This window comes from Streptomyces paradoxus (assembly GCF_014202475.1).
Classification (GTDB): domain Bacteria; phylum Actinomycetota; class Actinomycetes; order Streptomycetales; family Streptomycetaceae; genus Streptomyces; species Streptomyces paradoxus.
This window is the reverse complement of sequence record NZ_JACHGV010000004.1, coordinates 302,821-322,002: the sequence shown is the minus strand read 5'-3', so window position 1 is coordinate 322,002 and position 19,182 is coordinate 302,821. Positions and strand designations below refer to the sequence as shown.

The following is a 19,182-nucleotide window of genomic DNA, read 5'->3' as shown; positions in this document are numbered from 1 at the left end:
GGCACCGCTCAACCGAGCGTAAGAGCTCGGTAAAGAATCCTAGCGCACGCCAACGCTCCGTGATCGGACAGGAGTTCAGAAGGACTGCGCGCCCGCGGCCTGCCGCACCGCGCGCGGTGACGCGCCGAGTTCCTTGCGGCAGGTCTTGTTGAACGCCTGGAGGTCGGGGATCCCGACCGTCGCCGCGACGGCGGGGATCGCCAGCGTCGAGGCGATGAGCAGGTGGCGGGCGCGCTCCATGCGGCGGCGCCGGACGTAGCCGACGACCGTGTGCCCGGTGTCCTCGCGGAACAACCGGGTCAGGTGCGTGTGCGACACCCCGGCGGCCCGGGCGATCCCGGGCACGCTCAGCGGGTCGGCCAGGTGCTCCTCGATGTGGGCCATGGCCGCCCGCAACGCCGGGTGCCGGGACCCGGAGGGCGTCTCGGTGGCCTCGGCCAGGCCGGTCGTGCGCCACAGCGCCGCCCACAGTTCCGCGGAGGCCCTGGCCGGGGACTGCGCGCACGCCGCGATCGTCTGGCGCAGCAGCGCGCTCAGCACCGCCGCCTCCGCACCGGCGTCCTGCATCGCCGGGAGCCGGCGCCGCTCCCCGTCGCCCGGCAGCCGGAAGTGGGCGTACAGGTGCTCGCAGCGCGGGGCGTCGTAGTGGAAGTGCACCTCGGTGCCGGGCGGTACGAGGCTGAGGTGCCCGGGGCGGATCGGGTGCCGCGCGCCGCCGAACTCCAGGGTGCCGGAGTAGCCGTAAAGGTGGAGCTGCCACAGGTGCGGGAGGCGGAAGACCTCGTGCGGGCCGGCGGAGCCGTGCACGCCCACGCCCGCGTGGACCAGGTCCGGCGGCAGTTCGAGGGGCAGTTCCACGAAGGTCGGCATGGTGGAAAATTACCAGTGGTTGCCGATTACGCCCCACGACAGCCCGCCCCCGCGCTTCTACGGTTGCGTCATGCCAACCACGAATCAGCTGCTGAGCTCCGCCGAGGTGGCGCGGTTCACGGCCCACGGTTTCCTGCGCCTCGACGGCGTCGTGCCCCGGGAGATGAACGAGGAGGCGCTCGGTGTGTTCGCCGCCGGGGCGCTGCCCGCCGTGCCGTACGGAACTCCCGTACCGGCGGCCTTCCCCGAGGGCTCCCTCACCCGCCGGCTCCTCGGACTGCCCGCCGTGGCGGGCGCGTTGGAGAGTCTGGTCGGCCCGGACCCGGCCGTCGACCATCACTTCGTCCACACCCGCCTGCCCCATGAGGGCAGCGCGCAGCCGTTGCACGCCGACGCCCTGATCGATGTGCGGGCCGACGCGTTCGACGTGCAGCTCATGTACTACCCGCAGGAGGTCACCGCCGGCATGGGCGGCACGCTCGTCGTCCCGGGCAGTCATCTGCGCCGCACCAACGAGTCCGACACCGGCCGCTACCAGAACCTGCGCGGCCAGACCCGGCTGACCTGCCCGGCCGGGACCGTGCTCCTGCTGCACCACGGCATCTGGCACGGAGGGCGGCGCAACGACAGCGGCACCGTCCGCCACATGTACAAGATCCGCTTCAATCCGACCGTGCCGCAGGTGCGGCTGTGGGACACCCGGGACGTGGACTCCCCCGCCGTGCGCGAGGAGTTGCGGCGCACCTTCCCCTGGTACGAGCAGGCCACCGCCCGGCTGGAGATCCACAACCGGATCCTGCTGTGGCGCTCCCTGACCGCCGACCCCGGCTTCGACATCGACCACTGGGCCACCCGCATCACCAACCGGCCCGCCGCGCACGCCGCACCGAGGAGCACCGTATGACCACCACCCGGCAGCAGGTCCTCGTCCTCTACCTCGACACCTCCGCCCTCGACTCCAAGGTCGTCGGATGGGCCCGCTACGACGGCACGGCCTCGACCCGTCCGACGACCGGCGACAGCGACGAACCCCCGTACGAGACGGGGGTCGGCGCCCTGGAGGACGGCTGGCGGCTCTTCCAGGCGGCGCAGCTCGTGCCGCCGTATCCGGGGGCGGAGCACACGACGTCGTTCCTCAAGCACGAGTTCTTCTTCGAGAAGCTCGTGTCTCAGTGAGGACGGCCGCCGGAGCTCGCTTCGGCGGTGGCCTTCAGATCGCGCAGCCACGCTTCGAGTCCCCGCCCGAGGGCCTCGGTCGCGGTGCGGACGTCCGCTTCGACCTGATCGCCGGTCCAGGTCTCCTCGGTGTGCACGCGTACCCCGCCCTCGGTCTTCCGGAAGGTCCACAGGTGGACGCCCTCGTCGATGCGCAGGTCCTCCCCGATCGCGGGCCCCTTCCACAGGACGCACTCCCGCTCGCGCAGTCGCTGCACGGTGGAGGTGATCGTGAGGGTGGTGGCCGGGGTCGCGGGGGTGGCGGGGGCCGGGGTGGTCCAGCGGAACTGCGAGCGCTTCCTCAGCGGCCCGGGGTCGAGACGCTCCATCGTGGTGACCGGCGGCTGCCAGGAGGGCCAGCGCTCCACGTCGGTCTGCAGCTTCCAGATGGTGCGCAGCGGCGCCTTGATCAGGATGCCGGATTCGTAGCGGATGAGGGCGCGGGAGTCGACGCCGCGTCCGCCGCAGCGGGACTCGCCGGTCCCGCGGTCGTGGGCGGCCGCCTGGGCGGTGGGGGCCATGGCGGCGAGAACACCGGCGAGGGCGAGGGCCGTCGCGGCCGCGCGTACACGGGGACGGGTCAGGGGCCGAGGGGCGCGTGCGGCCGTCGTGCCGTTGCCGAACATGGTGGTCCTTCCGGTGGGGTGGGTGGGTCAGCTGTCCGATCGGTCGGTCGCTTGAGGGGCGGCGCCGCTACGGCACGAGGACGACCTTCCCGGCGACCGTGCCGGACTCGGCCAGCCGCAGGGCCTCGGCGACGCGGGCGAGCGGCAGTCGCGCGGCGATCCGGGCGGTGACCTCTCCGCGCTGGAGGGCGGCGAACACCTCGGTGAGGTCGGCGCGCAGCCGGGACCGGAAGCGGTTCCCGGCGAGGGCCTTGCCGGCCCAGACGTTGTAGAAGCAGGCGCGGCGGCGGTTGGGCAGCGCGTTCCACAGCCACACCCTCAGGAGCAGCTTGAGGACGGGCCACTGCTTGGACCCCTCGGCGTCCCGGGTGGAGGCGCTGCCGTAGGAGACGAGCGTGCCGCCGGGGGCGATCAGGCTCCAGGAGTCGGTGATGCCGCGCCCGCCGACGTGGTCGAAGACTGCGTCGACGCCGCCGGGGGCGAGGGCGCGGATGCGCGCGGCGAGATCGCCGGAGCGGTAGTCGACGGGGACGACCCCCTGTTCCCGCAGGGCGTCGTGGTGGCGCGCGGACGCCGTGCCGATCACCCGTGCTCCCGCGGCCAGGGCGAGCTGGACCAGGACCGAGCCGACGCCGCCGTTCGCGCCGTGCACCACGACGGTGTGCCCGGCCCGGACGCGGGCCTTGCGGTGCAGCATCTGCCAGGCGGTGACGCCGTTGACGACGAGGGTCTCCGCCTCGGCGGCTCCGACCCCGTCGGGCACCGGTACGACGTCCGCCGCGTCCACGAGCACATGGCTGGCCCAGCCGCCGACCTTCACCAGCGCGGCCACCCGGGTTCCGGTCAGGCCCGGGTCGGCGCCCTCGCCGGCCGCCAGCACCGTGCCGACGAGGTCGTAGCCGGGGACGAAGGGGAACGGCGGCTGGTCGTAGTAGCGGCCGCGCCGCATCTGCTGCTCGGCGAAGGAGACGCCGGTCGCCTCCGTCCGGACCACGACCTGGCCGGGGCCGGGGACGGGCACGGCCCCCCGGCGGATCCGGAGCTCCTCGGGCTCCACCCGGCCCGGCAGGACGACCTCGACGAGTTCTCCGGTGCTGTTCATGACGACCTCCGCTGACGCCCACTGCAATTACTTGTCCTTGCGTTCGTTATAGGTTCTAACGCAAGGACGACGCGAGTGTCAATAACTTCAGTGATAGCCTCTAACCATGACGCAGGCCGAAGGTGGAGCGACCCCCCGCGAGCGCTACCGCGCCCAGGTGCGCGCGGAGATCAAGGAACGGGCGTGGGAGCAGATCGCGACGGCGGGCGCGTCCGCGCTGTCGCTCAACGCGATCGCCAAGCAGATGGGGATGAGCGGCCCGGCGCTGTACCGCTACTTCCGCGGGCGGGACGAACTGATCACCGAGCTCGTCCGGGACGCCTACCGCAGCCTGGCCGACGCCGTCGGGGCGGCGGCGAAGGACGGCGCCGAGGTGGCGGCGCTGGCGCACGCCCTGCGGGAGTGGGCCCTTGCGGATCCGCACCGGTACTTCCTCGTCTACGGCACTCCCGTGCCCGGCTACCACGCGCCCGACGACATCACCGCGATCGCGTCCGAGATCATGGCGCTCCTCCTGGACGCCTGCGCCGGGGCCGTCGGCCCCGCGGACGCCGGGGCGACCCCGTTCGGCACGCACCTCGAAGAGAACCGGGAATGGGCGGGCGGCCATCCCGCCCCGCCCGCGGCCCTGCACCGGGCCCTGGCCTTCTGGACCCGGCTGCACGGCGTCCTGTCACTGGAACTGGCCGGTCACTTCACGGGGATGCGGTTCGACCCGGCACAGCTCTTCGCCGCGGAGGTCGACGCGCTGGCGGGCCCACCGGGCGCCCGGGGCGCCTGAGCACGCGGGCGGGCCTACCGCTTCTGCGCCCGGTAGCGCTTCATCAGCGCGGTGATCCGCGTCTGGTCCGCCCGGCCGTTGAGCTCGGTCAGCAGGTCGTCGGGGCACAACTCGTAGAGGTCGCCCCACCAGCGTCGCCCCCGGTTGTCCCAGATGCGGTAGCCGCCGGGCACACCCCTGGCCACGTAGCGTCTCCTGCTCACCGCCCCGACCGTACGGGGCCCGGGGCCGGGCGGCCACGCAATAAGCCCACCGGCAGAGCGAAACCCCGGGTGGAGGCCCGGGGTTGGACGCCGGCCCGCAGGGCGGGGTCGGCCTCCAGTTCGTCGAGTGCGGCGGCCAGCGCGGTGGCGGTCGCCGCGTTCACGGCGTTGCGGGCCTCGGGGCGGTCCAGGGTGATCAGCAGGGTGGAGCCGATGCGTTCGGTGCGCACGACGGGAGGGGTGGGGGTGCTCATGTCTGTCCTCCTGTGGCAATCAGCGGGCGGCGTCGAGTTCGGCGAGGACGTCCTCGGTGTCCTGGCCCGCGACCGGCGCGAGCCGGCGGATCGAGCCGGGGGTCGCGGAGAAGCGCAGCGGGATGCCGATGGTGCGGACCGTGCCCTCGGTCGGGTGCTCGGCGGTGTCGAGCAGGTGGCCGTCACGGACGTAGGGGTCGTCGTGGGCGCGGTCGAGCTCCAGCACCGGGGCCATCGGGATGCTGTGCTTGGCGCACACCTCCGCCCACTCCTCGGTGGTCAGCGCCGCGGCGCAGGTCTCCAGGAGCGCGGCCAGGTCCTCGTGGTCGGTGCTGTCGATGGCGTCGCCGCTCACGCGCGGGTCCTCGGCGAGGTCCGGGCGTCCGGCGGCGGTGCCTGCCACGTCCGTCACCGCGGCCATACCGGCGGAGACGACCGCGCCGACGGCGATGCCGGTGAACAACCGGGCGACGATCAGTGCGACAACCGTCGTGGCGGTCGCGAAGATCGCGCATGCGGCCAGGGCGAGCGCGAGGGCGGGCAGCAGCACGGGCTTGCGCCCCAGCCGGTCCGAGACGACGCCCGACACGAGCAGCGAGCCGAGCAGTCCGACGATGTAGAACGCGAAGACGACGGTCAGCGTGCCCTTGGAGAACCCGCGAGGCCGGCGTCACCCGCCAGCGCCAGTACGGCCTGGAACGCCGCAGCCACGTCCGCGTGGACGACCTCAACGCCCGGTTCCCCGGGCTGGTGGACCTGGTGGCGGCCTGGACACCGCCGGACGCGCCCTGAACCAGGGCTTGTTCTCCCGGCGCGTGAGGCCACCGCCCCGCTACGGTTCCGGGGTCGGACCGCACGGGACGGGGGGCAGGTCGCCATGGGCATACGCAGGGAACTGCGCGGGCGGTGGGAGCGGGGGCGGGTGCTCGCGGCGGCCAATCCGCTGCTGGTCGACATCGGCGTCGCGCTGCTCGTCCAGGGCGCGATGACCATGCCGTTCCTGGTGCCGCGCGCGCCCGGGCTGCCCGCGGCGACCTGGGCGGCGTACGGGCTGAGCACCCTCACCGTCGTGCCCCTGGTCTGGCGCAGGCGGGCTCCCGTCGCCGTGCTGTTCGCGGTGCTGGCCACCAGCCTGCTGTACCGGCTGACCGTCGAGGGGCCCGGGCAGCCGCTGCCGTACACCGGGTTGATCGTCACTTACACCATCGCCGCGCTGGCGGCCCCCCGCAAACGGCTCCTCGCCGGGCTCGTGCTGCTGGTCGCCGTGCCGGTGGGCGTATGGCTCAACACCCGGTCGGCACGTGAACTGACCTTCTCCGTCTTCGTGTTCGCCGCCGCCTATGTCTTCGGACGGCTGACCGACGCCCGGCAGCGGGCCCACCGCGTCGAGGCCGAGCAGGCCGCCGCACGCGAACGGGCCCGGATCGCACGGGAGATGCACGACATCCTCTCCCACGCCGTGAGCCTGATGATCGTGCAGGCCGAGGCCGGGCCGGTGGCGGTGCGTACCGCGCCCGAGCGGGCCGAGGCCGCCTTCGACGCCATCTCCGCGACCGGGCGGGACGCCATGGCGCAGCTGCGCCACATGCTGGGGGTGCTGCGGGACGGCGCCGACGAGGCCGACGGCACCGACCCGCGCGAGCCGCAGCCCGGGCTCGCCGCACTGCCCGGTCTTCTCGACCGGGTGCGCGGGAGCGGACTCGACGTGGTGTACCGGACCGTGGGGGACGCCGGGCCGGTGGCCGACGGGGTCGGGGTGACCGTCCACCGGGTGGTCCAGGAGGCCCTGACCAATGTCGTCAGGCACGCGGAGGCCAAGGCCGTGACGGTACAACTGGCCTATATGAAAGATGAGTTGGAGGTCACCGTGACCGATGACGGGCGGGGGGCGCGGGCCGTGGCCCGCCGGGGCGGGCACGGACTCGTCGGGATCCGCGAGCGGGCCGCGGTCCATGGGGGCAGCGCGGTCGCCGGACCGGGAGCGGACGGGCACGGCTTCGAGGTGCGGGTGCGGATTCCCCTCTCCGTCCCGGCGGAGGCGGGGACATGACGATCCGGGTCGTGGTCGCCGACGACCAGGAGCTCGTGCGCAGCGGCTTCGCGATGATCCTGGACGCGCAGCCGGACATCGACGTCGTCGCCGAGGCCGGTGACGGCGGCGGGGCCGTGGAGGCGGTGCGGCGGCACGCGCCCGACATCGCGCTGCTCGACATCCGGATGCCCCGCATGGACGGCATCGAGGCCTGCCGGGCGATCAGCGCGGCGGGCGACTGCCGGACGGTGATGCTGACGACCTTCGACTCCGACGAGTACGTGTACGACGCGCTGCACGCGGGCGCGAGCGGCTTCCTGCTCAAGGACGTCCGCCGGGACGACCTCGTGCACGCCGTGCGGGTCGTCGCCCGGGGTGACTCGCTGCTCGCCCCGTCCGTGGCCCGGCGTCTGGTCGAGCAGTACACCCGGCCCGCCGCCGCCCGGGCCCGCCGCCCCGATCCCCGGCTCGACGTGCTGACCGCCCGGGAGCGCGAGACGCTGCTGCTGCTCGCGCGCGGTCTGTCGAACGCCGAGATCGCCGCCGAGCTGGTGGTCAGCGACCACACCGTCAAGACGCACGTCGGCAACGTGCTCGCGAAGCTGGGCCTCAGGGACCGGATCCAGGCGGTGATCTGCGCCTACGAGACCGGCCTCGTCGCGGCCGGGGATCCCCCGCCCGGGGGATCGGCGGGGGCCGGGTCCTCCCCCGCTCCGGCGAGGAAGTGACGCCGCGGGACCACCGGCGGGGGCGATCCGCGGAACGGCGCGGGCGCGGAGGATGAAGCCGTCGCCCAACGTCGGCCCGTCTCACCGGAGTTCGCCATGAAGACCCGTACCAGCCTGCTGACCGCCGCCGTCCTCGTCGCCGGGATCGCCGTGGGGCCGTCCGTGCTCCCGGCCGCCGCCTCCGCCCCCGCCGCCTCAGCCCCCGCCGCGTCGACGGCCGCGCCGTCCCCGGGCCCGGCCCTCGCAGCCGCCATCGCGGGACTTCCCCGCGCCGACGCCACCGCCGCGCTCGTGCGGGTCGGCGGCAAGGAGGGCACCTGGCACGGCAGTTCGGGCGTGCACGATCTGCGGACCGGCCGGCCCGCCGATCCGGCCGCCCGCTTCCGCGCCGGGTCCGTGACCAAGGTCTTCACCGCCGCGGTCGCCCTGCAACTGGCCGAGGAGGGACGGCTGGACCTGGACCGCAGCGCCCGCTCGTACCTGCCGGAGCTGATCCCGGCGTCGTACGGCGGCGTCACCGTCCGGCAGCTCCTCGACCACACGCACGGCATCCCGGCACCCGACTTCCCCGGCACCACCGTCGAGGAGGCGTACGCGAACCGTTTTCAGGTCCACGACCCCGAGGACATGGTCCGCTCGGCGACGTCGAAGAAGCGCGAGTTCGCGCCGGGCGAGCGCCAGCACTACCTCAACATCGGCTACACCATCACCGGCCTGCTCATCGAGCGCGTCACCCACGACTCGTACGAGCGTCAGGTCGCCCGGCGGGTGCTCGGGCCGCTCGGGCTGCGGAACACCTACTTGCCGGGATCCGCCGCCCGCATCGCCGGGCCGCACAACCATGGCTACCAGACCATGCGCCTCGACGACGGCACGACCGGGCTGCGGGACGTGACCGTGTGGAGGGCGACGGACGGATGGGCGGCCGGGGACATCATCTCGACCACCGCGGACCTGGAACGCTTCACCGTCGCACTGTTCAAGGGGCGGATCGTGCGCGGGCCGCTGCTGGAGGAGATGTTCACGCTGCCGGAGGTGACCGACTTCGGGACCGGGGAGCCGGCCGCCTACTCCGTGGGCCTCTCCATGAAGGTGCTGGGCGGGCGCGAGGTGTGGGGCAAGACGGGCGGGCGCTGGGGGTACAACGCCGCCATCGCCTCCACCCGCGACGGCTCCCGCACCCTCGTCTACAGCGTCAACTCCACCGACGCCAAGGGCCAGGGCATGAACAGGACCGCCGAGAACATCATGGTGGCGGCCTACGGCAGGCCGTAGGCCGCCGCGTCACGCCGGTGGCGTCGCCCGTACGAGCCCGGTCTGGTAGGCGATGACGACCAGCTGCGCGCGGTCCCGGGCGTGCAGCTTGGTCATGGCCCGGTGGATGTGCGTGCGCACGGTCAGCGGACTGAGCGTGAGGTCCTCGGCGATCTCCGCGTTGGACCTGCCCTCCGCGGCCAGCGCCATCACCTCGCGTTCGCGGACCGTGAGGTCGGCGAGGCGCTCGGGGGGCGCGAGGCCGGTGCCGGAGGCCGGCGCCATGAGGAAGCGGGTGATGAGGGAGCGGGTGGCGACGGGCGAGAGGAGGGCCTCGCCGGAGGCCACCGTGCGCAGGCCCGACAGGAGCGTGTCGGCGGTGACGTCCTTGCCGAGGAAGCCGCTGGCGCCGGCGCGCAGGGCCTGGGCGACGTAGTCCTCGGTCTCGAACGTGGTCAGGATCAGGACGCGGGTGGCGGACAGCTCGGGGTCGGCGCACAGCTCGGAGGTGGCGGTGAGGCCGTCGGTGCCGGGCATGCGGATGTCCATCAGGACGATGTCGGGGCGCAGCTCGCGGGTCAGCCCGACCGCCTCGGCGCCGTCGGAGGCCTCGGCGACCACCTCCATGTCCGGGCAGGAGTCGATGAGGATGCGGAAGGTCGCCCGCAGCAGGGCCTGATCGTCGGCGAGCAGCACCCTGATGCTCATGGGGTGGTTCCTTCCGCGAGGTGGACGGAGGGTTGCAGGGGCAGCGCGGTGGTGACCTCGAAGCCGCCCTGGGGGCGGGGGCCAGCGCACAGTTCGCCGCCGATGGACAGGGCGCGTTCGCGCATGCCCATCACGCCGAAGCCGCGGCCCCGGGCGGCCTCCGGCTTGCTGGGGCCGTCGTTGCTGACCGTGATCAGCAGACGGGAGCCGGTGTAGGCGAGGAGGACGCGCGCGGCCTCGGCCGTGGCGTGCTTGGTGACGTTGGTGAGGGCTTCCTGCACGATCCGGTACGCGGTCAGGTCGACGCCGGGCGACAGCGGCTGCGGCTCCCCTTCCGTGTGGACGGTGACCTCCAGGCCCGCCGACTCGCACGCCGAGACCAGCTCGGGCAGCCGGGACAGGCCCGGGGACGGGTCCAGCGGCCCCGAACCGGGGATCTCGCCGTCCTGGCGGAGCAGACCGAGGGCGGCCTTCAGCTCCCGCAGCGCGGAGGACGTGGTGCCGGTCAGGTCGTTGAGGATCTTCTGGGTCTGCTCGGGACGGGTGAGGGCGAGGTGCGCGGCCGTGCCGGCCTGGGCGTTGGCCAGGGCCATGTGGTGGGCCACGACGTCGTGGAGCTCCCGGGCGATGCGCATCCGCTCCTCGGTGACGCGCAGCCGGGCCTCCTCCTCCCGGGTGCGCTCGGCGTGTTCGGCCCGGGCCTGCACGGCCTGGAGGTAGGCGCGCCGCAGGCGCGTCATGTTGCCGGCGGCGAGGGGCAGCATCAGCCAGAAGAACGGGCCGATCGTCCTCAGCAGCAGCGAGAGGTGGTCCATGGAGTCGGTGAACACGGCCGCGACGATCACGGCGATCATGGTGACGACGCCGTAGACGCGGGTGGTCCTGCGGTCGGTGAGGGTGGCGAGCCAGTACAGCGCCGCCATGACCGGTGCCAGCAGCAGGGGCGTGAGCAGGTAGCCCATCGCGACGGCCGTGACGGTGCAGCCCGCCGTGATCACGACGGCGGTGCGCGGGTTCGCGCGGTGCCTGAGCAGGGCGAGGCAGGCCACACCCATGAGGACGACGCCCGCCTTGTCCTGGGCCGGCGGGTCGGCGCTGGGCAGGGAGAGGGACGTGCCGAAGGTCGCGCAGCCCATCAGTCCCAGGACCATCGCCAGGTCGACGAGGAAGGGGTGCTGCTCGGCGAATTCCTCCAGGCGGTCCGCGTAGCGGCGCTCCAGGGGGATGCTCATGGGGCTCTCCGGTCGGTGGGGCTGGAACCATCGTGGTCGACCTCGGGCCGGAACGCCCGAGGGGCCGCCCGTGTCCTTCGCCACGGGCGGCCCTGTGCGAGGGGGGTTCCTCAGGTGCGGGCCGGCTCCAGATCGGGTGCGGTGTCCGGGGCCTGTTCCCGCTCCGGCCGGCTGAGGGCCTCGCCCTCCACGTCGACGCGGGGCAGCGCCCGGTCCAGCCACTTCGGCAGCCACCAGGCCTTGTCGCCGAGCAGGGCGAGGACGGCCGGCACGATCGCCATCCGTACGACGAAGGCGTCGAACAGGACGGCCGAGGCGAGCCCGAAGCCGATCATCTTGATCATGGAGTCGCTCTCGCCGATGAACCCGGCGAACACCGCGATCATGATGAGGGCGGCGGCCACGACCACCCGGGCGCTGTGGTGGAAGCCGGAGGTGATCGCCTGGGAGGGCGACTCACCGTGGACGTAGGCCTCCCGCATCCGGGAGACGAGGAACACCTCGTAGTCCATCGCGAGGCCGAAGACGATGCCCACCAGGAAGATCGGCATCAGGCTCATGATCGGGCCGGTCTGCTCCACGCCGAGGAGTTCGGCGCCGTGGCCCTGCTGGAAGACCACGACGACCGCGCCGAGGGAGGCCAGCACCGACAGCAGGAAGCCGAGGGCCGCCTTGAGCGGGACGAGCAGGGACCGGAAGACCACCAGCAGCAGCACGATCGCCAGGCCGACCACGACCACCAGGTACGGGATCAGCGCGGCCTGGACCTTCTCGGCGATGTCGATGTTCATCGCGGTGGTGCCGGTGACCTCGTAGCTCGCGCCGGTGCCGGACTCGATGCCTGGGCGCTCGTCCCGGATGGTGGTCACCAGGTTCTTGGTCTTCTCGTCGGTCGGCGCGGTGGCGGGCACGGCCGAGAAGACGGCGGTGTCGCCGGCGTCGTTGAAGCGGGCCGGGGAGACGGACACGACGCCCTCGGTGCCGCCGATCTCCTTTGCGATCGTGTCGGCGGCGGCCTTCGGGTCGGCGGCGCCCTTGGCGTCCACGACGATGGTCAGCGGCCCGTTGAAGCCCGGCCCGAAGCCCTCGGCGAGCGCGTCGTAGGCCCGGCGCTCGGTGGTGGAGGTCGGCTTGGCCTCGTCCCCGGGCATGCCCAGCTGGAGATCGGCGGCGGGCAGGGCGAGGGCGCCGAGGCCGACGACGCCGAGGAGCAGGACGGGTAGGGGGCGGCGCAGCACGAACCGCGCCCAGCGGGTGCCGGCGTTGGCCCCCGTGCTGTCCTCGATCCGGCCGCTCCTGCGGGCCTTGCGGGTGAGCACGGCGTTCGGCCAGAAGCCGAGAAGCGCCGGGACGAGGGTGAGGGCGATCAGCACGCCGACGACGACCGCTCCCGCCGCGGCCAGCCCCATCTTGGTGAGCATCGGGATGCCGACCACGGCGAGGCCGGCCAGCGCGATCACGACGGTGAGCCCGGCGAACACGACCGCGGAACCGGCCGTACCGACGGCCATCCCGGTCGCCTCCTGCGGCGTGCGGCCCTTGGCGCGCTCCTCGCGGTAGCGGGAGACGACGAACAGGGCGTAGTCGATGCCGACGGCAAGGCCCAGCATCATCGCGAGGGTGCCGGTGGTCGTGGACAGACCAAGTGCGCTGGACAGGGCGAGGATCGTGGCCATGCTCACGCCGACCCCGATCACGGCCGTCAGCAGGGGCAGCCCGGCGGCGGCCAGCGAACCGAAGGTGATCAGGAGCACGACCGCGGCGATCGCGACGCCGATCACCTCGGCCATGCCGCCCGGCCCGCCCTCGGCGGCCAGCGCGGTACCGCCCGCCTCGACGGTCAGCCCGGAGTCCCGGGCCTGGTCGATGGTCCGCTCCAGGTGGCCGCGGCTGGCGTCGGTGAGGTCGTTGGCACCGACCTTGTAGGTGACCGTCGCGAAGGCCGTCGTGCCGTCCTTGCTGATCGTCTTCGCCGCGAACGGGTCGACGGCGGTCGCGACCTGCGTGCCGTCGCCGAGCCCGGCCACGGCCTTCTCGATGGACTTCTTGTTCCCGGCGGCCGTGACCTTCTCGCCGCCCGGCGCGATGAAGACGACCCTGGCCGTCGCACTGTCGGCCGTGGCGCCGGGGAAGCGCTGCTCCATCAGGTCGAACGCCTTCTGGGACTCGATGCCGGGCATCGAGAACTCCTCGTCGGCGGCCCCCGGCGCCTTGAGGGCGCCCAGCCCCACGGCGGCCAGGACGGCCGCCCAGACCAGGGCGACGTACCAGCGCCGCCGGAAGGCCATACGGCCCAGTCGATACAGGAAAGCAGCCACGGCAGGAGGTCTCCACATCTGGTGTCGGACGTGGGGCCAAGCCTGTCCGTGAGCGGGTCGTCCCGTCGTCGTGCGCCTGCCGACAATCTCCGGTACTCGAAACGCAGTACGAACGGGCGGGCCACTCCACCCCGGGTACGAGATTGCCGAGCCATCCGGCCGGGCCTGTGCTACCTTGGCTGGCGTTGCAGTTTTGGTTCCCAGAGACTTCGAGTGCTCTATCGACCTTTTGTCGACGAGCACTCTTTTTTGTTTCCGAGGATTCTCGGATCTCCTTAGGGTGATCAGATCGGCGACTACGGGCCCGCAAGGTGCGGGCCCTGAGTACTGCCCTCAAGGGAGATTCATATGGCTACCGGCACCGTGAAGTGGTTCAACTCGGAAAAGGGCTTCGGCTTCATCGAGCAGGAGGGTGGCGGCCCGGACGTCTTCGCCCACTACTCGAACATCGCCACCTCTGGCTTCCGTGAGCTCCAGGAAGGCCAGAAGGTCACCTTCGACGTCACGCAGGGCCAGAAGGGCCCGCAGGCCGAGAACATCGTTCCCGCCTGACGCGTACGCGAACGCCCTGAACCGGGGCCCGCACCCTCGCGGTGCGGGCCCCGGCTCGTTTTGCACTTCTCCGGCTCAACTCTTGCGAATCCTGCGGCCCTCCGGCGCCGCCGCGCATTCCTCGACGCGTGCCGCATCGAGGAAAGGTTCCCCATGGACCGCACAGCTCGCAAGAACAACGGCTCCCCCCATTCCCGCGGCAACGGGTACCGGCCCCGCAAGTCCGGCGGCGCCGGTGGTGCCGCCCGGCCCGCGGGCGGCGGACGCGGCGGACGCCGCCCCTCCCCCAGCCGGGAGTTCACACCGCCCGCCACGGTCACCCCGGCGCTGCCCGCCGTCGAGGCGTTCGACGCCCTCGATCTGCCCGAGCGGCTCAAGGCCGCGCTGCGGTCCGAGGGCCTGACCGCGCCGTTCCCGATCCAGGCCGCGACGCTGCCCAACTCGCTGGCCGGCCGCGACGTCCTGGGCCGCGGGCGCACCGGCTCGGGCAAGACGCTCGCCTTCGGGCTCGCCCTGCTGGCCCGCGTCGACGGGCAGAAGGCCGAGGCCCGGCAGCCCCTGGCCCTCGTCCTCGTGCCCACCCGCGAGCTGGCCCAGCAGGTCACCGACGCCCTCACCCCCTTCGCCCGCGCGCTGCGGCTGCGGCTCACCACGGTGGTCGGCGGCCTGCCGATCGGCCGGCAGGCGAACGCGCTGCGCACCGGCGCCGAGGTCGTCGTCGCCACGCCCGGCCGCCTCAAGGACCTCATAGACCGAGGCGACTGCCGCCTGGACCACGTCGACATCACCGTCCTCGACGAGGCCGACCAGATGACCGACATGGGCTTCATGCCGCAGGTCACCGCCCTGCTCGACCAGGTGCGGCCCGGCGGGCAGCGGATGCTGTTCTCGGCCACCCTGGACCGCAACGTCGACCGGCTGGTCCGCACCTACCTGCACGACCCGGTGGTCCACTCCGTCGACCCGTCCGCGGGCGCCGTCACCACGATGGAGCACCACCTGCTGCACGTGGAGGACGACGACAAGCACGCCACCACGACCCGGATCGCCGCCCGCGACGGACGCGTGATCATGTTCCTGGACACCAAGCACGCCGCGGACCGGCTCGCCAAGAAGCTGCTGGCCGTCGGCGTGCGCGCCATGGCCCTGCACGGCGGCAAGTCCCAGTCGCAGCGGACCAGGACCCTGGCCCGCTTCAAGGACGGCCAGGTCACGGTCCTGGTGGCCACCAACGTCGCCGCCCGCGGCATCCACGTGGACAACCTCGACCTCGTCGTCAACGTGGACCCGCCCGGTGACCACAAGGACTACCTGCACCGCGGCGGCCGTACCGCGCGCGCCGGTGAGTCCGGCACCGTCGTCACGCTGGTCCTGCCCCATCAGCGGCGCGAGATGACCCGGCTGATGTCCGACGCCGGCATCACCCCGCAGGTCACCCGGGTCCGCTCGGACGAGGCCGAACTGAGCCGCATCACCGGGGCGCAGGAGCCTTCGGGCGTGCCTGTCGTCCTCACCCCGCCGGCCGCCGAGAAGCCGCCCGCGCGCACGGGTTCCGCCTCGAACGGGCGGCGGGGCAGGCCGTCCCGGGGCCGCCGCCGCTGAACCGGCGCTCCGGGTCCAGGAGTTCGGCGCCAGCCGCGGCGCCGTGCCCTCCCCGTTCGACGACACGAGCAGGGAGCCGTCCGGGGCCGCGGGGAGACCGGCGAAGCGAGGGGCCAGGCCGGGGGCGAAGAGCCGGTCGTCGCTGACACAGCAGCGCCCGTCCGCGTCGAAGGCCACGTCCTCGGCCGCGTCAAGGCCGATGACGCGGCCCGCAGCCCCGGCGCCACACGGCCCGCGAGGTCACGCGCCGGGACGGCGCCTGGCCCGTCGCCTCCGAGAGCGTGCCGCCGCCTCACCGCTCGCGCCGCGGCGCCGCCGTACTCGCCCGCCGCACCAGCCGCGTCGGCACCAGCGTCGTCGTCCCGTGCTCCACCCCGTCCCGCCGCATCTTGCTGAGCACCCCCTCCACGCACAGCCGCCCCACCTCGGCGAAGTCCTGGTGGATCGTGGTCAGCGGCGGGAGGAAGGACGCGGACTCGGGGATGTCGTCGAAGCCGACGACGCTGATGTCGCCGGGGACGCGGCGGCCGCGTTCGTGCAGGGCGCGGAGCAGGCCCAGGGCCATCTGGTCGTTGGCCGCGAAGACCGCCGTGCACTCCGGCTCGTCGGCCAGGAGCAGTCCCGCCCGATAGCCGGATTCGGCCGACCAGTCGCCGCGGACCAGGGGCGGTGGGGTGCGGCCCGCCTCGGTGAGTGTGCCGCGCCAGGCGTTGGCGCGGCGCTGGGCGGCGAAGGAGCCCTCCGGTCCGGCCAGATGCCACACCGTGTCGTGGCCGAGATCGAGGAGGTGCCGTACGGCGTCCCGGGCGCCGCCCGCCTGGTCGGTGTCGACGACGGTGTAGCGGTCGCCGGCGTCGGAATCGGCCACCACGACCTGCACGCCGGGCGGGAGGGACACCGTCGCCGCGTCGAGCAGGTGGATCTCCATGATGACGATGACGGCGTCCACGGCGAGTTCGCCCAGCCGGGAGAAGGCGCCGTTCACCTCGTCCTGGGTGGGGACGGCCACCGGCAACAGGGTGACGGCGTACCCGTGCTCGGCGGCAGAGGTGGCGATGGCCTCCAGGGTACGGATGTTGCCCATGGTGGAGAGGGAGAAGGTGATCACGCCGAGGGTGCGGAACTCGCCCCGGCGCAGCGCCCGGGCCGCGCTGTTGGGGCGGTAGCCCAGCTCCCGCATGGCGGCCAGGACCTGCGCGCGGGTGTCCTCGGTGACGCCCGGGAAGCCGTTCGAGACACGGGAGACCGTCTGGGAGGAGACCCCGGCGAGCTGGGCGACGTCCGCCATGGACGCGCCCTGGCGGGGCCGGACCGCACGCCTTCTCGTACGGCTCGTGCCCCCCGGTTCGCTCTCCCCGTCCACTACGCCCACCTGCCCCTCGTTCCCCTCGCCGCGCACCCGGCGCAATTTTCGGTCCGGAACGAGTCCTTGACCCCTGAGATTCGGACAGTGTAGACATCCCGCCAGTGGATGTTTACGTAAACATTGCCTAGTCGGAATCGTACGAGAAGGCGTCAAACCGCACCAGAAGCCCGCACCGGTCGCACGAGCTGGAGTACTCGAAATGGCACACCGCACCCGTAAGAGAAGGCTCCTGGGGGCCATCGGCGTCACCGCCGTGGCGACCGGGACCCTCCTGGCCACGACGACCCTGCCCGCCGCGCACGCCGAGCCGGCTCAGGCCGCGGCCGCCGGCGTCACCGTCCGGCCCGACCCCTCCTACGCGGGGGACGAGTTCGAGGGCTGGGGCACGAGCCTGGTCTGGTTCGCGAACGCCACCGGCGACTACCCGCCCGCGGTCCGCGAGAAGCTCTACAAGCTCCTCTTCGGCGACGACGGTCTCAACCTGAACATCGCCCGCTACAACATCGGCGGCGGCAACGCCCCCGACGTCAAGGACTACCTGCGGGCCGGCGGCGCCGTCGAGGGCTGGTGGAAGGCCCCGGCGGGCACCACCCGGGAGGACGTCGACTGGTGGGACGCGGACGACCCGGCCGACTGGAACAGACACGCCGACAAGACGCAGCGCTGGTGGGTCGACCGCATCAAGAAGGACATCACCCACTGGGAGACCTTCAGCAACTCCCCGCCCTGGTTCATGACCGAGAGCGGCTACGTCTCCGGGAACTTCGACGCGGGCAAGGACCAGCTCAAGCCGGAGTCCGTGGAGGACTTCGCCAAGTACCTGGTGGGCGCGACCGAGCGGCTGGAGAAGGCGCACGGCATCAAGGTCGACACCCTCGACCCGTTCAACGAGCCGAACACCAACTACTGGGGCACCAAGCTCGGACCGGACGGCGAGCCGGTCGGCGGACGCCAGGAGGGCGCCCACATCGGCCCCGAACTCCAGCAGAAGGTGCTCCGCGCGCTGGCCCCGGTCCTGGACAAGTCCCGTTCGCACGCGGAGATATCCGCGATGGACGAGACCAACCCCGGCACCTTCGCGACGAACTGGAACTCCTACCCCCAGGAGGTCCGTGACCTCGTCGCCCAGATGAACGTCCACACCTACGGCACCGGCCAGCGCACCACCGTCCGCGACCTGGCCAAGGCCGCCGACAAGCCGCTGTGGATGAGCGAGGTCGAGGGCGACTGGGGCGACGGCCAGAGCTTCACGGACATGCGGCCCGGCCTGGGCCTCGCCCAGCGCATGGTGGACGACCTGCGTGAACTGGAGCCCAAGGCCTGGGTGTTCTGGCAGCCCGTCGAGGACTACGACAACATGAAGCCGGGCGGCGAGTCCGCCAAGGGCGGCAACTGGGGCGAGATCCAGCTCCCGTTCAGCTGCACCTCGAAGGACACCCTGCAGTCCTGCCCGATCTACACCAACACCAAGTTCGACACGGCCCGCAACTTCACGCACTTCATCAAGCCCGGCGACCGGCTGATCAAGACGAACGACACGTCCAGCACCGCGGCGGTCTCCCGCAAGGGCGACGCGGCGACGGTCGTCCACGTCAACAGCGCCACCGAGGCGCACGACGTCACGCTCGACCTGTCGAAGTTCGGCCGGGTCTCCTCCCGCGCCACGGTCACCCCGGTGGTGACCAGCGCCGACGGCAAGCTGGAGAAGCAGAAGCCCGTCCACGTGACCGGCAAGCAGGCCACCCTCACGGTGCCCGCCCAGTCGGTGACGTCCTTCCTCGTCAAGGGCGTCTCCGGCGTCGCGAAGGACGCGGCCGAGCTGCGCAAGGGCCACACCTACCGCCTGACCGGCGTCCAGAGCGGCAAGGACCTCACCATCGCCGGCAACGGCACGGGCCTGGTCATCAAGACCCCGAACGCGTCCGACCCTAGCGGTCAGCAGTGGCGGGTGGAGCAGATCCGCGGCGAGGACAACCGCAAGCGCTACGTCCTCACCGAGACCGGCGCGGACAAGCGCCTGGCCGTCCGTGACGGCGCCCTGGTCGCCGAACCCGACGAGGGCCGCCGCGACGCCGCCGCGCAGTGGATCGCGTCCACGACCGGCGACGGCACCTGGACGCTGGTGAACGCGGCGACGGGCCAGCTCCCGGACGTCGGGGGCCAGTCCACGAACGACGGCGCCTCCGTGGGCGTCTGGCAGCCGAACTCCGGCTCCAACCAGCGCTGGAGGGTCACCGAGGTGACGGGCGGCTAGCGCTTCGCGTCCCGCCCGGCCCTCTCTCCGCGCCCCCGCCCGTCATCGGATGCCGATGGCGGGCGGGGGCGTCGTCGTGTCCTGC

At 72.7% G+C, this 19,182-nt stretch carries 18 protein-coding genes and 2 pseudogenes; 10 read left to right on the top strand and 10 right to left on the bottom strand.

Annotated features, from left to right (window positions below):
* Positions 1-75: 75 nt before the first annotated feature.
* On the bottom strand, positions 76-870 hold the full coding sequence (locus HNR57_RS15955) for an AraC family transcriptional regulator (RefSeq protein WP_184560659.1): 795 nt from the start codon (positions 868-870) through the stop codon (positions 76-78).
* A 70-nt stretch (positions 871-940) separates the two neighbouring features.
* Here HNR57_RS15955 and HNR57_RS15950 point away from each other — a divergent pair, with 70 nt between their 5' ends.
* Together HNR57_RS15950 and HNR57_RS15945 are read left to right on the top strand one after the other, a co-directional pair.
* Positions 941-1,774 carry a phytanoyl-CoA dioxygenase family protein gene (locus HNR57_RS15950; protein ID WP_184560658.1) on the top strand — a complete coding sequence of 278 codons (834 nt, stop codon included), beginning with the start codon at positions 941-943 and terminating at the stop codon, positions 1,772-1,774.
* A complete protein-coding gene (locus tag HNR57_RS15945; RefSeq protein ID WP_184560657.1) occupies positions 1,771-2,046 on the top strand; it encodes a hypothetical protein in 276 nt (91 codons plus the stop codon). Before HNR57_RS15950 ends, HNR57_RS15945 begins: the two co-directional genes overlap by 4 nt.
* Here HNR57_RS15945 and HNR57_RS15940 read toward each other — a convergent pair.
* The gene (locus tag HNR57_RS15940; RefSeq protein ID WP_184560656.1) at positions 2,040-2,711 is read right to left on the bottom strand and encodes an SRPBCC family protein; all 672 of its coding nucleotides are present in this window, start codon (positions 2,709-2,711) and stop codon (positions 2,040-2,042) included. The two genes, HNR57_RS15945 and HNR57_RS15940, sit on opposite strands and share 7 nt — an antisense overlap.
* 67 nt (positions 2,712-2,778) lie before the next feature.
* Entirely contained in the window at positions 2,779-3,813 is a 1,035-nt protein-coding gene (locus HNR57_RS15935; RefSeq protein WP_184560655.1) for a medium chain dehydrogenase/reductase family protein, read from the bottom strand.
* 106 nt (positions 3,814-3,919) lie between these two features.
* On the opposite strand from HNR57_RS15935, the gene HNR57_RS15930 reads away from it, so the two are divergent.
* Positions 3,920-4,594: a TetR/AcrR family transcriptional regulator gene (locus tag HNR57_RS15930; protein ID WP_184560654.1), complete on the top strand. Its 675-nt coding sequence runs from the start codon at positions 3,920-3,922 to the stop codon at positions 4,592-4,594.
* A gap of 14 nt (positions 4,595-4,608) precedes the next feature.
* Here the strand turns inward: HNR57_RS15930 and HNR57_RS15925 are convergent, their stop codons facing one another.
* From HNR57_RS15925 to HNR57_RS40870, 3 genes and pseudogenes are all read right to left on the bottom strand, one after another.
* Entirely contained in the window at positions 4,609-4,797 is a 189-nt protein-coding gene (locus tag HNR57_RS15925; protein WP_181361411.1) for a hypothetical protein, read from the bottom strand.
* Complete coding sequence (locus HNR57_RS15920; protein WP_376772254.1) at positions 4,794-5,051, bottom strand: hypothetical protein; 258 nt, start codon at positions 5,049-5,051, stop codon at positions 4,794-4,796. The genes HNR57_RS15925 and HNR57_RS15920 overlap by 4 nt, the downstream gene beginning before the upstream one ends.
* Before the next feature lie 19 nt (positions 5,052-5,070).
* A pseudogene (locus tag HNR57_RS40870) lies at positions 5,071-5,709 on the bottom strand (MFS transporter); the annotation flags it as partial.
* Between HNR57_RS40870 and HNR57_RS39540 the strand changes: the two are divergent.
* The 4 genes and pseudogenes from HNR57_RS39540 to HNR57_RS15895 all read left to right on the top strand — a co-directional run.
* Positions 5,709-5,843: pseudogene (locus HNR57_RS39540) on the top strand (ArsR family transcriptional regulator); the annotation flags it as partial. The pseudogenes HNR57_RS40870 and HNR57_RS39540 overlap by 1 nt on opposite strands.
* Before the next feature lie 85 nt (positions 5,844-5,928).
* The gene (locus HNR57_RS15905; RefSeq protein ID WP_184560653.1) at positions 5,929-7,101 is read left to right on the top strand and encodes a sensor histidine kinase; all 1,173 of its coding nucleotides are present in this window, start codon (positions 5,929-5,931) and stop codon (positions 7,099-7,101) included.
* The gene (locus HNR57_RS15900; protein WP_184560652.1) at positions 7,098-7,811 is read left to right on the top strand and encodes a response regulator; all 714 of its coding nucleotides are present in this window, start codon (positions 7,098-7,100) and stop codon (positions 7,809-7,811) included. The genes HNR57_RS15905 and HNR57_RS15900 overlap by 4 nt, the downstream gene beginning before the upstream one ends.
* Positions 7,812-7,907: 96 nt before the next feature.
* Complete coding sequence (locus HNR57_RS15895) at positions 7,908-9,086, top strand: serine hydrolase domain-containing protein (protein ID WP_184560651.1); 1,179 nt, start codon at positions 7,908-7,910, stop codon at positions 9,084-9,086.
* Between the two features lie 9 nt (positions 9,087-9,095).
* Here HNR57_RS15895 and HNR57_RS15890 read toward each other — a convergent pair whose 3' ends face one another.
* The 3 genes from HNR57_RS15890 to HNR57_RS15880 form a co-directional block, all read right to left on the bottom strand.
* Positions 9,096-9,773 carry a response regulator transcription factor gene (locus HNR57_RS15890; RefSeq protein ID WP_184560650.1) on the bottom strand — a complete coding sequence of 226 codons (678 nt, stop codon included), beginning with the start codon at positions 9,771-9,773 and terminating at the stop codon, positions 9,096-9,098.
* Positions 9,770-11,005, bottom strand: coding sequence for a sensor histidine kinase (locus tag HNR57_RS15885; RefSeq protein WP_184560649.1), 1,236 nt, complete (start codon positions 11,003-11,005; stop codon positions 9,770-9,772). Before HNR57_RS15885 ends, HNR57_RS15890 begins: the two co-directional genes overlap by 4 nt.
* A 110-nt stretch (positions 11,006-11,115) precedes the next feature.
* On the bottom strand, positions 11,116-13,323 hold the full coding sequence (locus HNR57_RS15880) for an MMPL family transporter (RefSeq protein WP_184560648.1): 2,208 nt from the start codon (positions 13,321-13,323) through the stop codon (positions 11,116-11,118).
* A gap of 348 nt (positions 13,324-13,671) precedes the next feature.
* On the opposite strand from HNR57_RS15880, the gene HNR57_RS15875 reads away from it, so the two are divergent.
* Complete coding sequence (locus HNR57_RS15875; protein ID WP_003991681.1) at positions 13,672-13,875, top strand: cold-shock protein; 204 nt, start codon at positions 13,672-13,674, stop codon at positions 13,873-13,875.
* Positions 13,876-14,028: 153 nt separating this feature from the next.
* Positions 14,029-15,477 carry a DEAD/DEAH box helicase gene (locus HNR57_RS15870; protein ID WP_184560647.1) on the top strand — a complete coding sequence of 483 codons (1,449 nt, stop codon included), beginning with the start codon at positions 14,029-14,031 and terminating at the stop codon, positions 15,475-15,477.
* A 292-nt stretch (positions 15,478-15,769) separates the two neighbouring features.
* On the opposite strand, the gene HNR57_RS15865 is transcribed toward HNR57_RS15870, so the two are convergent.
* Positions 15,770-16,765 (bottom strand): LacI family DNA-binding transcriptional regulator, encoded by a 996-nt coding sequence (locus HNR57_RS15865; RefSeq protein ID WP_184560646.1) that lies wholly within the window; start codon positions 16,763-16,765, stop codon positions 15,770-15,772.
* A 277-nt stretch (positions 16,766-17,042) separates the two neighbouring features.
* Between HNR57_RS15865 and HNR57_RS15860 the strand changes: the two genes are divergently transcribed.
* A complete protein-coding gene (locus tag HNR57_RS15860; RefSeq protein ID WP_184560645.1) occupies positions 17,043-19,097 on the top strand; it encodes an RICIN domain-containing protein in 2,055 nt (684 codons plus the stop codon).
* The last annotated feature ends 85 nt before the right edge of the window (positions 19,098-19,182 follow it).

Excerpts from the sequence above, each read along its gene's own strand:
- HNR57_RS15955 (WP_184560659.1), bottom strand. The coding sequence starts at position 870 with ATGCCGACCTTCGTGGAACTGCCCCTCGAACTGCCGCCGGACCTGGTC.
- HNR57_RS15905 (WP_184560653.1), top strand. The coding sequence starts at position 5,929 with ATGGGCATACGCAGGGAACTGCGCGGGCGGTGGGAGCGGGGGCGGGTG.
- HNR57_RS15920 (WP_376772254.1), bottom strand. The coding sequence starts at position 5,051 with ATGAGCACCCCCACCCCTCCCGTCGTGCGCACCGAACGCATCGGCTCC.
- HNR57_RS15885 (WP_184560649.1), bottom strand. The coding sequence starts at position 11,005 with ATGAGCATCCCCCTGGAGCGCCGCTACGCGGACCGCCTGGAGGAATTC.
- HNR57_RS15875 (WP_003991681.1), top strand. The coding sequence starts at position 13,672 with ATGGCTACCGGCACCGTGAAGTGGTTCAACTCGGAAAAGGGCTTCGGC.
- HNR57_RS15930 (WP_184560654.1), top strand. The coding sequence starts at position 3,920 with ATGACGCAGGCCGAAGGTGGAGCGACCCCCCGCGAGCGCTACCGCGCC.
- HNR57_RS15865 (WP_184560646.1), bottom strand. The coding sequence starts at position 16,765 with ATGGCGGACGTCGCCCAGCTCGCCGGGGTCTCCTCCCAGACGGTCTCC.
- HNR57_RS15895 (WP_184560651.1), top strand. The coding sequence starts at position 7,908 with ATGAAGACCCGTACCAGCCTGCTGACCGCCGCCGTCCTCGTCGCCGGG.
- HNR57_RS15890 (WP_184560650.1), bottom strand. The coding sequence starts at position 9,773 with ATGAGCATCAGGGTGCTGCTCGCCGACGATCAGGCCCTGCTGCGGGCG.
- HNR57_RS15860 (WP_184560645.1), top strand. The coding sequence starts at position 17,043 with ATGGCACACCGCACCCGTAAGAGAAGGCTCCTGGGGGCCATCGGCGTC.
- HNR57_RS15945 (WP_184560657.1), top strand. The coding sequence starts at position 1,771 with ATGACCACCACCCGGCAGCAGGTCCTCGTCCTCTACCTCGACACCTCC.
- HNR57_RS15950 (WP_184560658.1), top strand. The coding sequence starts at position 941 with ATGCCAACCACGAATCAGCTGCTGAGCTCCGCCGAGGTGGCGCGGTTC.
- HNR57_RS15940 (WP_184560656.1), bottom strand. The coding sequence starts at position 2,711 with ATGTTCGGCAACGGCACGACGGCCGCACGCGCCCCTCGGCCCCTGACC.
- HNR57_RS15900 (WP_184560652.1), top strand. The coding sequence starts at position 7,098 with ATGACGATCCGGGTCGTGGTCGCCGACGACCAGGAGCTCGTGCGCAGC.
- HNR57_RS15870 (WP_184560647.1), top strand. The coding sequence starts at position 14,029 with ATGGACCGCACAGCTCGCAAGAACAACGGCTCCCCCCATTCCCGCGGC.
- HNR57_RS15935 (WP_184560655.1), bottom strand. The coding sequence starts at position 3,813 with ATGAACAGCACCGGAGAACTCGTCGAGGTCGTCCTGCCGGGCCGGGTG.